The sequence below is a fragment of the Dermacoccus sp. UBA1591 genome (genome assembly GCF_002322065.1).
Taxonomy (GTDB): Bacteria; Actinomycetota; Actinomycetes; order Actinomycetales; family Dermatophilaceae; genus Dermacoccus; species Dermacoccus nishinomiyaensis.
Window position 1 is genome coordinate 19,385 of sequence record NZ_DCNR01000030.1, and the last position, 13,059, is coordinate 32,443.

General features: G+C 70.3%; 15 protein-coding genes. 14 read left to right on the forward strand and 1 reads right to left on the reverse strand.

Translation table 11 applies throughout. From position 1 onward, the window contains the following. The 10 genes from B2284_RS03455 to B2284_RS03500 all read left to right on the forward strand — a co-directional run. A partial coding sequence (locus tag B2284_RS03455) for a ribonuclease E/G (RefSeq protein ID WP_286697196.1) occupies nucleotides 1-1,479 on the forward strand: 1,479 nt, incomplete at its 5' end. A 342-nt stretch (nucleotides 1,480-1,821) separates the two neighbouring features. Beyond that, entirely contained in the window at nucleotides 1,822-2,127 is a 306-nt protein-coding gene (rplU, locus tag B2284_RS03460; protein WP_006944318.1) for a 50S ribosomal protein L21, read from the forward strand. A 49-nt stretch (nucleotides 2,128-2,176) separates the two neighbouring features. Then, entirely contained in the window at nucleotides 2,177-2,443 is a 267-nt protein-coding gene (gene rpmA, locus B2284_RS03465; protein WP_006944241.1) for a 50S ribosomal protein L27, read from the forward strand. A gap of 196 nt (nucleotides 2,444-2,639) precedes the next feature. Beyond that, complete coding sequence (gene obgE / locus B2284_RS03470) at nucleotides 2,640-4,166, forward strand: GTPase ObgE (protein ID WP_062257584.1); 1,527 nt, start codon at nucleotides 2,640-2,642, stop codon at nucleotides 4,164-4,166. A gap of 36 nt (nucleotides 4,167-4,202) precedes the next feature. Beyond that, a complete protein-coding gene (proB, locus tag B2284_RS03475) occupies nucleotides 4,203-5,444 on the forward strand; it encodes a glutamate 5-kinase (RefSeq protein ID WP_171969908.1) in 1,242 nt (413 codons plus the stop codon). A gap of 88 nt (nucleotides 5,445-5,532) precedes the next feature. Continuing rightward, nucleotides 5,533-5,769: a FeoA family protein gene (locus B2284_RS03480; RefSeq protein ID WP_235006176.1), complete on the forward strand. Its 237-nt coding sequence runs from the start codon at nucleotides 5,533-5,535 to the stop codon at nucleotides 5,767-5,769. Then, the gene (locus tag B2284_RS03485; protein WP_235006174.1) at nucleotides 5,766-7,133 is read left to right on the forward strand and encodes a ferrous iron transporter B; all 1,368 of its coding nucleotides are present in this window, start codon (nucleotides 5,766-5,768) and stop codon (nucleotides 7,131-7,133) included. The genes B2284_RS03480 and B2284_RS03485 overlap by 4 nt, the downstream gene beginning before the upstream one ends. A gap of 12 nt (nucleotides 7,134-7,145) precedes the next feature. Further along, nucleotides 7,146-7,685 (forward strand): nucleoside recognition domain-containing protein, encoded by a 540-nt coding sequence (locus tag B2284_RS03490; RefSeq protein WP_235006172.1) that lies wholly within the window; start codon nucleotides 7,146-7,148, stop codon nucleotides 7,683-7,685. Beyond that, nucleotides 7,682-8,341: a NifU family protein gene (locus B2284_RS03495; protein ID WP_074045578.1), complete on the forward strand. Its 660-nt coding sequence runs from the start codon at nucleotides 7,682-7,684 to the stop codon at nucleotides 8,339-8,341. The genes B2284_RS03490 and B2284_RS03495 overlap by 4 nt, the downstream gene beginning before the upstream one ends. Further along, nucleotides 8,325-9,596, forward strand: a complete 1,272-nt coding sequence (locus B2284_RS03500; RefSeq protein WP_040014386.1) for a glutamate-5-semialdehyde dehydrogenase — start codon at nucleotides 8,325-8,327, stop codon at nucleotides 9,594-9,596. The genes B2284_RS03495 and B2284_RS03500 overlap by 17 nt, the downstream gene beginning before the upstream one ends. Before the next feature lie 107 nt (nucleotides 9,597-9,703). Here B2284_RS03500 and B2284_RS03505 read toward each other — a convergent pair whose 3' ends face one another. Next, nucleotides 9,704-10,786 (reverse strand): glycosyltransferase family 2 protein, encoded by a 1,083-nt coding sequence (locus tag B2284_RS03505; RefSeq protein WP_074045627.1) that lies wholly within the window; start codon nucleotides 10,784-10,786, stop codon nucleotides 9,704-9,706. A 106-nt stretch (nucleotides 10,787-10,892) separates the two neighbouring features. On the opposite strand from B2284_RS03505, the gene B2284_RS03510 reads away from it, so the two are divergent. From B2284_RS03510 to B2284_RS03525, 4 genes are read left to right on the forward strand one after another with little or no spacing between them, the layout of a single operon-like run. Next, a complete protein-coding gene (locus tag B2284_RS03510) occupies nucleotides 10,893-11,120 on the forward strand; it encodes a hypothetical protein (protein ID WP_006944208.1) in 228 nt (75 codons plus the stop codon). A gap of 17 nt (nucleotides 11,121-11,137) precedes the next feature. After that, nucleotides 11,138-11,725 carry a nicotinate-nucleotide adenylyltransferase gene (gene nadD / locus B2284_RS03515; RefSeq protein WP_006944269.1) on the forward strand — a complete coding sequence of 196 codons (588 nt, stop codon included), beginning with the start codon at nucleotides 11,138-11,140 and terminating at the stop codon, nucleotides 11,723-11,725. Further along, complete coding sequence (rsfS, locus tag B2284_RS03520; RefSeq protein WP_006944260.1) at nucleotides 11,726-12,100, forward strand: ribosome silencing factor; 375 nt, start codon at nucleotides 11,726-11,728, stop codon at nucleotides 12,098-12,100. Beyond that, entirely contained in the window at nucleotides 12,097-12,753 is a 657-nt protein-coding gene (locus B2284_RS03525) for a histidine phosphatase family protein (RefSeq protein ID WP_006944190.1), read from the forward strand. The genes rsfS and B2284_RS03525 overlap by 4 nt, the downstream gene beginning before the upstream one ends. Nucleotides 12,754-13,059 lie beyond the last annotated feature (306 nt).

Here is a 13,059-nt window from a genome sequence, read left to right on the forward strand (position 1 = left end):
ATCGTGCGTCAGCTGCGCCTGCGCGACATCGGCGGCATCATCGTCGTCGACTTCATCGACATGGTGCTCGAGGCGAACCGCGAGCTCGTCGTGCGTCGCCTGCTCGAGTGCCTGGGCCGCGACCGCACGAAGCACCAGGTCGCCGAGGTCACCTCGCTCGGCCTCGTGCAGATGACGCGCAAGCGCGTCGGCGCGGGCCTCGTCGAGGTCTTCTCCGAGACGTGCGAGTCGTGCCAGGGGCGCGGCATCGTCATCCACGACCACCCGGTCGAGAACCGCGACATCAACGGCAACGACACGAACCGCAAGGGTCGTGGCGGGCGCGGTGGTCGTGGTGGCCGTGACACCCCGGGCAACGGTTCGCACGGTTCGACCGGCGGCTCGAACGGCGGTCAGCACCAGGGTCGTCAGGACGAGGCCGGCGAGTCGAAGGCGGAGCGCGACAACGGTTTCGCGCAGATCGCCGCGGCCGCGCACGCCGCAGCGATCTCCGCGGGCGACAAGTCGGCGACGTCGAAGCCCGTCTCCACCGCGTCTGACGACGACGCCGTCATGACGGTGTCGCCGCAGGACGGCGCTGGCTCGGCTGAGGCTGCTCCCGAGACAAGTGCGCCCAAGAAGTCGGGCACGCGCCGCTCCGGTCGCGTCAAGCCGCGCTCGGAGCGCGTCGCCCAGGCTGCTGCCGACGCCTCGACGGACGCGGGCGACGTGACGAGCGCGCCTGCGGCGAACGAGGGTGCCGCTGCCGACATCGCGACGAACGGCACGACGGTGAGCGGTTCGGCTCCTGCCGACGCGGGCAGCGCTGCCACTGCGACGGCGTCGACGGCGCAGGCCCCGACGGCGCGTCGTCGCGGTTCGCGTCGCGCGGCGGCGTCGACGGGTGCGCCCGCACGAGCCGGTGAGGCGAGCGTCATGACGGTGCCGGCGGCATCGGCGTCGGCATCGACCGCACCGTCCGAGGCATTTGAGTCGGGCACGTCGACCTCGGCTACGCCGTCGACTTCGGCGGCACTGGCGAGCTCCGGCACGGACACGGCATCGACCGACGGCCCGACGCTGGGTGCCGCATCGACGTCGGATGCTCCGGCGAACGCCACGTCATCGGCAGTCGTCACCTCGTCGGCCGGCACGACGCCGGCGCCGATGAAGCGTCCGCGTCGCCGCGCCGGTTCGAGCGCGGGTGCGCCCGTCACTCTGCAGCCGGTCGACCTCAGCGCGCCGGCGTCGTCGTCGGCCCCGTTGACGAAGGTCGCAGGGGAGGACGGCTCGGCGTCGAACTCGACGGGTTCGACCACGACGAGCGACGCGACCACCGCGAACGACACGGCCACGGCCCACAACACGGCTACGGCGAGCAACACGTCTGACGCGGCGTCGGCTGCCGTTGGCGAGCAGAAGGCTCCGGCACGCAAGAAGCGTGCTCGCGTCAGCTCGCCCGCCGGGGCACCCGCGCCGAAGGCAGCGAGCGACGACTGATCGATCGCGCGGGGCGCGCACCACGTCGTCCCGACGATCTTGGGGGCCGAAACTCCGCATGGCGGATTTTCGGCCCCCAACCGTCGTCGTGAAGACTTCAATCCGGCACCGCGGAGTTTCAGACCTCAAGCGTCCTGGCGAGGCGAGGCACCGACAGCCGGCGGGCCATCAGGACGATTTGGGCCCCGCACCCGCCGCCAGGTATTCTTTACGTTTGGTGCGCCCACCGCGCCCGATGTCCCGTCACCGCCAGCCTGCGCCTCGTGCGTGTGCGCGGCGAAACCGGGGTAGCTATCGGCCGGTCAGACAGAGCGAGCGTGCCATGACGAAAGAGAGTCCAACGTGTACGCGATTGTTCGCGCGGGTGGTCGCCAGGAGAAGGTCTCCGTCGGCGATGTCCTCCTCATCGACAAGGTCTCGGCGCAGCCGGGCGAGAGCATCGAGCTGAAGCCGCTCATGCTCGTCGACGGTGCCGACATCACGGTCGAGGCCGACAAGCTGGCCGGTGTCAAGGTGGCCGCCGAGGTCGTCAAGGCCGCCAAGGGCCCGAAGATCACCATCATGAAGTACAAGAACAAGACGGGTTACCGCAAGCGCCAGGGCCACCGTCAGCCGCTGACGCAGATCAAGGTCACCAAGATCGGCTGAGCCTCGCGCTCACCCCTGATCTTCCACAGATTTCGAAAGAGGCTCTGACATGGCACACAAGAAGGGTGCATCCTCGACCCGCAACGGTCGTGACTCCAATGCACAGCGACTCGGCGTGAAGCGCTTCGGCGGCCAGGTCGTCGGCACGGGCGAGATCATCGTCCGCCAGCGCGGCACGCACTTCCACCCCGGCGAGAACGTCGGCCGTGGCGGCGACGACACGCTTTTCGCCCTCGCCCCGGGCGCCGTCAAGTTCGGCGAGCGCAAGGGCCGCAAGGTCGTCGACATCGTCGTCGAGCCGGAGATCACGGCCTGATCGCTCACGCGATCATCTGATCACCCCGCGTGAGGGGGTGAGCCCGCGCGTCGCGGCTCACCCCCTCACGTGCGTCTCGGAACGCTCATAGAATCAACGTGGTGACGCATCGACGCGGCACCGCATCACGGCGGCACCACGGGCCTCACGGGCCCGGCCGCGCCACGCGCCTCGCGCGCGCCGAAAGGAATCACCCATGGCAACCAACTTCGTCGACCGCGTCGTCCTCAACGTGACGGCCGGCAACGGTGGGCACGGCGTCGCCTCCGTGCATCGTGAGAAGTTCAAGCCGCTCGGTGGCCCGGACGGCGGCAACGGCGGGCACGGCGGTGACGTCGTCCTCGAGGTCGACCCGCAGGTGACGACGCTGCTCGAGTACCACAAGAGCCCGCACCGCAGCGCGCAGAACGGCAAGCCGGGTGCCGGTGACGAACGCAACGGCGCCGACGGCGACGACCTCGTCCTGCCCGTGCCGGAGGGCACCGTCGTCAAGGATCGCGACGGCACGATCCTCGCCGACCTCGTCGGTTTCGGCAGCCGTTACGTCGCGGCCGCCGGTGGCCGCGGCGGCCTCGGCAACAAGGCCCTCGCGAGCCAGCGGCGCAAGGCGCCCGGTTTCGCGCTGCTCGGCGAGCCGGGGGAGAGCAACGACATCGTGCTCGAGCTGAAGACGCTCGCCGACGTCGCCCTCATCGGTTTCCCGAGCGCCGGCAAGAGCTCGCTCGTTTCCGTCGTCAGCGCCGCGAAGCCGAAGATCGCCGACTACCCGTTCACGACGCTCGTGCCCAATCTCGGTGTCGTGACGGCTGGTTCGCAGCGTTTCACGATCGCCGACGTGCCCGGTCTCATCCCCGGCGCGAGCCAGGGCAAGGGCCTCGGCCTGGAGTTCCTGCGTCACGTCGAGCGCTGCTCGGTCCTCGTCCACGTCATCGACTGCGCGACGCTCGAGCCGGGCCGTGACCCGATGAGCGACCTCGACACGATCGAGCACGAACTGAGCGAGTACGTCGCCGACGAATCCCTCGGCGGCAAGCCCCTTTCCGAGCGCACCCGCATCGTCGTGCTCAACAAGGCCGACGTGCCGGACGCCCGCGAACTCGCCGAGATGGTCAAGCCCGACCTCGAAGCACGCGGCCTCGAGGTGTTCATCGTCTCCGCCGTTGCGCACCAGGGCCTCAAGGAGCTGACGTTCGCGCTCGCCAAGCACGTCGAGCAGGCGCGTCAGGAGGTCGAGTCGGCCGTGCCGGCGCGCGTCATCGTGCGTCCGAAGGCCATGGACGACGCCGGGTTCCGCATCGTGAAGGAGGGTGGCACGCACGGCACGCTGTTCCGTATCGTCGGGGATCGCCCGACGCGCTGGGTGCGCCAGACCGACTTCAGCAACGACGAGGCCGTCGGCTACCTCGCCGATCGTCTCAACCGACTCGGTATCGAGGAGGAGTTGTTCAAGGCGGGCGCGGTGCCCGGCTCGACCGTCCTCATCGGTCCCGGCGACAACGCTGTCGTCTTCGACTGGGAGCCCACCCTGCAGGCCGGCGCCGAACTGCTCGGCGCCCGCGGCACCGACCTACGCCTCGAGGAGGCGTCGCGTCCGTCGCGCGCCGAGAAGCGCGACGAGTTCCACAACCGCAAGGACGGTCAGCGTCTGGCGCGCGAAGAGCTCGCGGCCGAACGTCAGGCCGGAGTCTGGACCGAGCACGAGAGCTACCGCACCGAGGAGTGACGCGCCCCGCGCGTCGGTGCAGCAAGGAGTCGCCCGATGAACGCAGACGCCACGACGACCATGCCCGACGAGCACGCCACGCGTGCGGCTGACGTGCGCGACGAGCACGATCATGCCGAGCACGCCCCGCAGACGCCCCCGACGACCCCTGCCGTCGACGGCGACGCGGTGCGCGCGCAGGTCCGCGAAGCCAAGCGCGTCGTCGTCAAGGTGGGGTCGAGTTCGATCACCCACACGAGCGGCGGCATCAACCACGAGGCGCTGACGGAGCTCGTCGGGGTGCTGGCCGAGCGTCGGCACGCGGGCAAGGAGGTGCTGCTCGTCTCCTCCGGAGCCATCTCTGCGGGGATGGGCCAGCTCGGCATGCCGACGCGCCCGACGGAGCTGCCGCAGGCGCAGGCCGCAGCTGCCGTCGGGCAGGGACAGCTCATGTCCGCGTACTCGCTGCTGTTCCAGGGTCTCGGGCTGACGATGGGGCAGGTGCTGCTGACGACGGAGGACGTCACCCGCCGCGCCACGTACCTCAACGGCCGCTCGACGCTGCAGACGCTGCTCGAGTTCGGCGCGGTGCCCGTCATCAACGAGAACGACACGGTCGCGACGCAGGAGATCCGCTTCGGTGACAACGACCGGCTCGCGGCGCTCGTCGCACACCTCGTCGACGCCGACGCGCTCATCCTGCTCTCGGACGTCGACGCCCTCTATGACGGTCCGCCGAGCCGCGAGGGCACCTCGCGGATCCCGTTCGTCGCGGACGTCGCCGCGATGGATGACGTCGAGATCGGCGGCACCGGATCCGGTGTCGGCACCGGGGGCATGCGGACGAAGGTCGACGCGGCGCGCATCGCGACCGCAGCCGACATCCCGACGATGCTGACGTCGATGCCGAACGCGCGCCACGCGCTGCTCGGCGAGCAGGTGGGCACGGCATTTGCGCCGACAGGTCGTCGTCGCAGCGCGCGACGCCTGTGGCTCGCGCACGCGACGCACCCGGCCGGGCGCCTCGTGCTCGACGATGGCGCAGTCGAGGCCGTGCGGACGAAGGGGCGCTCGCTGCTTCACGCGGGTGTCATCGAGGCGCAGGGGCGATTCCTCGCAGGCGACGCCGTCGACCTCGCCGACCGTCACGGCCACGTGTTCGCGCGCGGGCTCGTCAACTACGACGTCGCCGACGTGCACCGTGCCATGGGGCGCACGACTCGCGATCTGAGCGACGCCATCGGCCCGGCTTTCGAGCGCAGCCTCGTCCACCGCGATCATCTGGTGCTGCTGCCCTGAGCCACTTGTTCGGCCCGGGGGAGTAAAGTGAGCCTTGCCTATGATCGCCGCGTCCCGCGACGATGCGAGTGCTCCGAAGGTGAGGCCCATGACGACTCTCGACCTGCTGCGGCCCGGCTCCCACGCCACCGTCGTCGGATTCGATGCGTCCCGGTGCGCCGACGCCGTCCTGTGTCGCCTGCGCGAGCTCGGCTTCCGCGAGGGTGAACAGATCGAGGTCGTGCGCCGTGCGCCGATGGGCGATCCGATGGTCTTCCGTGTCTGCGAATACGAACTCTGCCTGCGTCGGCGTGACGCGGGTGCCATCCGCGTCGACGTCCTGTGAGCTGCCACGCCCCCGATGACGTCGCGACAGCGGACGCCGCGACGAGCACCCGCGTCGCGCTGCTGGGCGCGCCGAACGCCGGCAAGTCAAGCCTCTTCAACCGACTCACCGGTCTGCGCGCGAAGACGGGCAACTACCCGGGCGTGACGGTGTCGCGTTCGTTCGGAGACGTGCGCGCAGGCGAGACGAACCTCGTCCTCGAGGATCTGCCGGGCACCTACAGCCTCGAGGCCGTGAGCCCCGACGAGCAGGTCGTCGTCGATGCCCTCGCCGGCCGACTCGACGGCGTGCCGGCACCCGACGCGCTCATCGTCGTCGCCGACGCCACGACGTTGCGACGCTCGCTGCCCTTCCTCGCGCGCGCGATCGCGTTGGGCAAGCCGACGATGCTGGCCCTCACGATGATCGACGAACTGCACGCGCGCGGCGGCCGCCTCGACGTCGCAGCCCTCGAGCGGGCCCTCGGCGTGCCGGTGCGGGCCGTCATGGCGGCGACGGGCGCGGGGGTCGACGACATCCGCGCCCTGCTCGCCGACGTCCCCGCCTGGACGCGGCCCGTCGTCAGCCCGCCGACGCAGGATGCGCAGCTCGCGCCATGGTCGCGTTCGGTGCTCGCGGCCGCCGAGTACACGCCCGCCGGGCAGGACACGCGCTCGCGGCGCATCGACGCGGTGCTGCTGCACCCGGTCGCCGGTCTCGCCGTGTTCTTCGCGACGATGTTCCTGTTCTTCCAGGCCATCTTCACCGTCGCCGCGCCGCTGCAGGATCTCGTCGAGCAGGGGTTCGCGTGGCTCGGCGCCCAGGCGCAACACATCCCGAACGACACGCTCGCCTCACTCGTCGGCAACGGCATCATCGGTGGTGTCGGCGCGACGCTCGTCTTCGTGCCGCAGATCATGCTGCTGTTCCTCGTCCTGTCACTGCTCGAGAACGTCGGGTACTTGTCGCGCGCGGCGTTCCTCATGGACCGGATCATGGCCGCCACGGGGCTGGAGGGCCGCGCGTTCGTCGCGATGCTCAGCTCGTTCGCATGCGCGGTGCCAGGCATCATGGCGACGCGCACCATCCCTTCGTCACGCAACCGCATCGCGACGATCATCACTGCGCCGCTCATGACGTGCTCGGCGCGCCTGCCTGTCTACGTGTTGCTGACGTCGCTGCTCGTCGAACCGGGGCAGCGGTACGGGCCGTTCAACGCGCAGGGCCTCGTGCTCTTCGGGTTGTACGTGCTCGGCGGGCTGTCGGCCCTCGTCGCGGTCGCCGTGTTCAAGGCGACGGCGCTGCGCGATGCGTCGCTGCCGTTCTACATGGAGATGCCGCCGTACCGCTTCCCGTCGATCCGCAACGTCGTGACGACGATGTAACACTCGGTGCGTATGTTCCTGCGCAAGGCCGGCGGCATCATCCTGACGACGACGGTCGCGCTGTGGGTGCTGCTCAACTTCCCGGCCCGCGGCGCCGAGACCGCCGGGATGGGCGACACCGAGAAGGCCGCGTACGTCATCGACCACTCGTATGCCGCCTCGATCGGGCGGTTCATCGAGCCGATCTTCGCGCCGCTCGGGTTCGACTGGCACATCTGCGTCGGGCTGCTCGGCGCGACGAGTGCGCGCGAGGTCTTCGTCGCGACGCTCGGGCAGGTGGCGAGCGCGACCGACCCCGAGGACCCGCGCGCGGCGCTCATGAAGATGACGTTCAGCGACGGCCCGCACGCCGGGCAGCTCGTCTTCACGACGGCGACGGTCGTCGCGCTGCTCGTGTTCTTCGTCTACGCCCTGCAGTGCGTCTCGACCATCGCGATCATGCGTCGCGAGACGAACACGTGGCGCTGGCCGGCGATCGCGTGGGCGTACATGTTCGTCCTCGCATGGGGCATGGCGTTCCTCGCTCGCCACATCGTGCTCGCGCTCACATGAGCGACCTCGCCCTGCACCCGGAGGCAACACCCGATCCAGACGTCGTGCGGTGGCGCTTCTCCGGAGCGCGGTGCGACGTCCCGCTCGGAGCGCTCGCGGCGTGGCCCGAGGCGCTGACGCGCGCGGGCGCCGGCGACATGGTCAGCGAACCGGGCGCGCTCGTCGTCAGGCTGCGCGCGCCGCACACGTGGGCGAGTGACGGAGCAGCCGTGCGCGACGCGCTGAGCGACGTGCTTGCTGACACGTCGAGCCGATTCGTTGCGCGTGAGCCCGGCGGCGTCGAGCCGAGCGATGCCTCGAGCAACGCCGACGGGGACGCCGTGGGCGAATTCGACGAGGGCGCTGCCGACGACACCGAGATCGCCGAGCAGGCCCGAGTGGTCGTCGCGGACGTCGCCGAGCAAGTGGCGCACTCGCACGGCGGCGACATCACGCTGATCGGCGTCGAGCGCGGCGTCGTCACCGTCAGCCTCACGGGCGCGTGCGACGGCTGCCCCGCGGCGGCGATGACGCTGCACCGGCGCATCGAGGACGAGCTGCGCGCGCGGGTCGGCGTGGTGCGCGAGGTGCGTGCCCACACCGTGAAGAAGCGCTCGGGCGGACTGGAGCGAGGCGGGCGTGCGCTCCTACAGTGGGCGCATGAGCGACGTCGCTGAAGAAACCCGTCACCGCATCGAGACCGCCGGTCGCGCGGCGCGCGCCGCGTCGAAACGCCTCGCGCTGCTCTCGCGCGCCGAGAAGGATACCGCGCTGCTGACGCTCGCCGACGCCGTCGAGGCCGCGTCCGCGACGATCGTCGCGGCGAACGAGGAGGACCTGGCGCGGGGCGCTGCGGGCGGCATGAGCGAGAGCCTGCAGGATCGGCTGCGGATGACGCCCGAACGCGTCACCCAGGTCGCGCAGGCGCTGCGCGACGTCGCGGCGCTGCCCGACCCCGTCGGCGAGGTGACGCGCGGCAACACTCTCGCCAACGGCTTGCAGATCAAGCAGGTGCGCGTGCCGATGGGGGTCGTCGGCATGATCTACGAGGCGCGCCCCAACGTCACCGTCGACGCAGCGGGGCTCGGATTGAAGAGCGGCAACGCGATGATCCTGCGCGGCGGCTCGGCCGCGGCGGCGACGAACGCCGCGATCGTCGAGGCACTGCGCGCCTCGTACGAACAGCAGGGACTCCCCGCCGATGCGGTGCAGTTGCTCGACGGCGGCCACGACGACGTGACGGCGCTCATCACCGCGCGCGGTCTCGTCGATCTCGTCATCCCGCGCGGTGGGGCCGCGCTCATCGAGGCGGTCGTCACCGGTTCGAGCGTGCCGGTCATCGAGACGGGCACGGGCAACGTCCATGTCTACGTCGATCGCGCGGCGGATCTCGACATGGCGCTCGACATCACCGTGAACTCCAAGACGCACCGGCCGAGCGTGTGCAACGCGGCCGAGAGTCTGCTCGTGCACGCCGACGTCGCCGAGACGTTTCTGCCCCGCGTGCTCACCGAGCTCGCCCAGCGCGGTGTCGTCCTGCACGCCGACGAACGCGCCGCTGCCCTCGCCGGTGGCGTCGCGACCCAGCCCGTCACGGATGAGGCGTGGGGCACCGAGTTCCACGGCCTCGAGATGTCGGTCGGTGTCGTGGACAGCCTCGAGGGGGCGATCGCCCACATCGATGGCTACTCGACGCATCACACCGACTGCATCGTCACCGAGGACCGCGCGGCAGCGCGCACGTTCGCCGCGCAGGTCGACTCGGCCGTCGTCATGATCAACGCCTCGACGCGTTTCACCGACGGCGGCGAGTTCGGCTTCGGCGCCGAGATCGGCATCTCGACGCAGAAGCTGCACGCACGCGGCCCGATGGCGCTCGCGGAGCTGACGACGACGAAGTGGATCGTCGACGGCGACGGCCAGATCCGCTGACGTCACTCGCGCCGCATCCTGACGACGGTCCCGACGTTTCGGGGTGACGCTCGGCGCCTGAAGCGCGTTCGTCGCGGCCCGGCGCCCACCGCCCGGCGCCCGGAGCGTCATGACGCCTGGGCGAGCACCTCGAACCCGGGTTCGGCGACGGGGTGTGTTCCGTCTGCGCGGGAACCACTCTGTGTCTCGACGCCGGAGCGAGCATCATCGCCCGTGCCCTGGCCCCCGGCCTCGAACGAGTCGTAGGCGACGTAGTGGGTCGGGCGTGCCTGGGCCGTTTGGAACAGGCGGCCCACGTACTCGCCGAGCACGCCGAGGCACAGCAGCTGCAGCGCGCCGAAGCCGCTGACGACGACGATCGTGGACGCCCATCCGGTGATCGAGTGACCCGTCAGCTTCGAGACGACGGCGAATGCGGCCACCGCGAAGGCGAGGACGAAGCCGGCGAGACCGAACCACGTCGCGAGGCGCAGCGGAGCGCTGGAGACGCCCGTGACGGAGTCGAGCGTCAGCCTGATCATCTTGCTCAACGGGTACTTCGACTCGCCGGCGGCCCGCTCGTCGCGGCGGTAGCCGACGTCGGCCGACGGAAAGCCCAGGGCCGGCACGACGAGGCGCAGCACCCGGTTGGTCTCCGGCAGCGCGAGGACGGCGTCGACGGTCGTGCGCGACATGAGTCGGAAGTCGCCGGCGTTCATTGCCCCACGCGCGCCGAGGCGATGCATGAGTGCGTAGAACGCCTCGGCGGTGACGCGCTTGAAGGCGGTGTCGGTGCTGCGGTCGGTGCGCACGCCGTAGACGACGTCGACGTGTTCTCGCTCGGCCACCTCGAGCATCTGGGCGATCACCTCGGGTGGATCCTGCAGATCGGCGTCGATCGTCACCATCCAGCGTCCCCGGGCTCGGGCGAGGCCCGCGCTGATCGCCGCCTGGTGCCCGGAGTTCGCGCGCAGCTGGATGAGACGCACCTGCGGCCACGTCCGACGCATCGCGTGCAGGAGCGACGCGGTCGCGTCGCGGGATCCGTCGTCGACGCACACGACCTCGTACGGCACCTCGAGCCCGTCGAGGACGGGGCGCAGGCGTTCGGCGAACAGGGGCAGGACCTCTTGCTCGTCGTACATCGGGACGACGACGGACAGGTGGGGTGCGCCGTTGGGGAGGGTGTCGAGGCTGGGGTGGGAGGTCATGGCTACCTTCTCGGCGGATCGGCTCGTGCGCGGTGGCACCGTGTCGATCGAGACGTTAGGAAGGGTCGCTGTCATCGGGCTGTGCTGAGGCAGTATCCTTGCTTTCATGACGTCGTTCGTTTCGCTTGTCGCCGCTGTGGATGTTCCGGAGCTCGAGGAGAACCACATCGCCATGCCGCCGTGGGCCTTCGGTCTGATGGCCCTGTGCATCTTCGGCCTGTTGTTCGCGCTGCTGTGGGCCTTCCGCAACACCGCGGCCCGCTACGGTGCCCCCAAGGGCCACGGCCCCGCCGGTGTGCGAGGTGGGGGTCAGAACCAGGGTGTGAACCACTGACATCACGAATCGGGGTCATGGGCGGCACGTTCGACCCCATTCACCACGGTCACCTCGTCGCGGCGAGTGAGGTTCAAAGCCTCCTCGACCTCGACGAGGTGATCTTCGTGCCCACGGGTCAGCCGTGGCAGAAGGCCGGACGAGATGTCGCGCCGGCCGAGCACCGTTATCTCATGACGGTCATCGCGACGGCGTCTAACCCGCGCTTCAGCGTGAGCCGCGTCGACGTCGACCGTCAGGGCCCGACGTATACGCGCGACACGTTGACGGACCTCAAGCGGCTGCGTCCCGATTCGGAGTTGTTCTTCATCACAGGGGCCGACGCGCTCGCGCAGATCCTGTCGTGGAAGGGCGTCGACGAGCTGTGGGAGCTGGCGCACTTCATCGGCGTCACGCGCCCCGGGCACGAGCTCAGTGACGCGGGGCTGCCGCACGATCGCGTCACCCTGCTCGAGATCCCGGCCATGGCGATCAGCTCGACCGACTGCCGTGACCGGGTGCGTGCGAGCAAACCCGTGTGGTACCTCGTGCCCGACGGCGTCGTGCAGTACATCCACAAGTACCAGCTTTACGGGCCCCGAGCGGGCTCCCTCCAGGAGGACTGAGTGTCCGCAACAGACCGTTCCCTCGAGCTGACGCGAGCTGCCGCCCAGGCCGCCGCGGACAAGCTCGCCACGTCGATCACCGCGATCGACGTGAGTGATCAGCTCGCCATCACCGACACGTTCGTGATCGCCTCCGCGGAGAGCGAGCGTCAGGTCAACGCCATCGTCGACGCCGTCGAGGAGGCGCTGCTGCCGCTCGGCGCGAAGCCTCAGCGACGTGAGGGCCGCGCCTCCGGGCGTTGGGTGCTCATCGACTTCGGTGACATCGTCCTGCAGGCCTTCCACGAGGAGGACCGCGAGTTCTACGACCTCGAGCGCCTGTGGCAGGACTGCCCCGTCATCGAACTCGAGCTCGACGAGCCCGCCGACGCGTGACGCCGACGTCCCCCGAGAATGACCCGCTGCGGCGGGTCATTCTCTTGCGTCATGGGCGCACGGCGTGGAACGAGCAGGGGCGCTGGCAGGGCCGCCTGGACGTGCCGATCGACGACGTGGGGCTCCGCCAGGCCGAGCGTGCCGCGGCGCTGCTCGTGCGCGACGGTTCGATCACGCGCCTCGTGACGTCGCCGGCGCGGCGCGCGGCGCAGACCACGTCCGTGCTCAAGGGTGCATTCGACCTGGCCGGTCGGCCGCTCGTGCGCACCGAGGACGCTCGGCTCGTCGAGATCGACATGGGTGCGTGGGCCGGTCTGACGCACGCCGAGGTCGCTGCGAGCTGGCCCGACGCGTCGGCCGCGATCGCGCGTGGCGACGACGTCCGGCGCGGTGACGGCGGCGAGACGCTCGCCGAGGCGACGGCACGCGTCGAGGCGGGCGTGCGTGATGCCGTGTCGTCGGCAACCCCGGGGGAGAGTGTGCTCGTCGTGACGCACGGCGCCGTCATCCGCGGGGTGGCGGGTGCGTTGGCGGGGCTGACGCCGCAGACCGTGCGCACGTCGTTCCGGAGCATCGACAACTGCCACTGGGTGACGCTCGTCGAGCGTCGCGATGGTGGTTGGGCCATCGAACGCTGGAACGCGGGGGAGTGAGCCTGCGGGCTCGTGGGCTCTGTGGTGCGGCCGCGTCTTGCCGTGTCGGCGGATCGGCATTCATGTCTCGGTTTCCGGGCTTGGTGCTCGCGGCGGAGTGGGGGTGGGGCAACCTCGTGAAGGGGCCGTCGGCGCCGCGTCAGGCGTGGCATGATCAGGGCGGATCGCACGCGGACGAGGAGAGAGGCTCAAGTGAGCGAGCACGGCAGCAGCACGTCGATGGAGCGATGGTTGGGGATCGAGGGTGGTTCTCGACCGATGGGGCGCCCGGAGTGGCTTCGCGTTCTCGCGGCTCTCGCGCTCGGG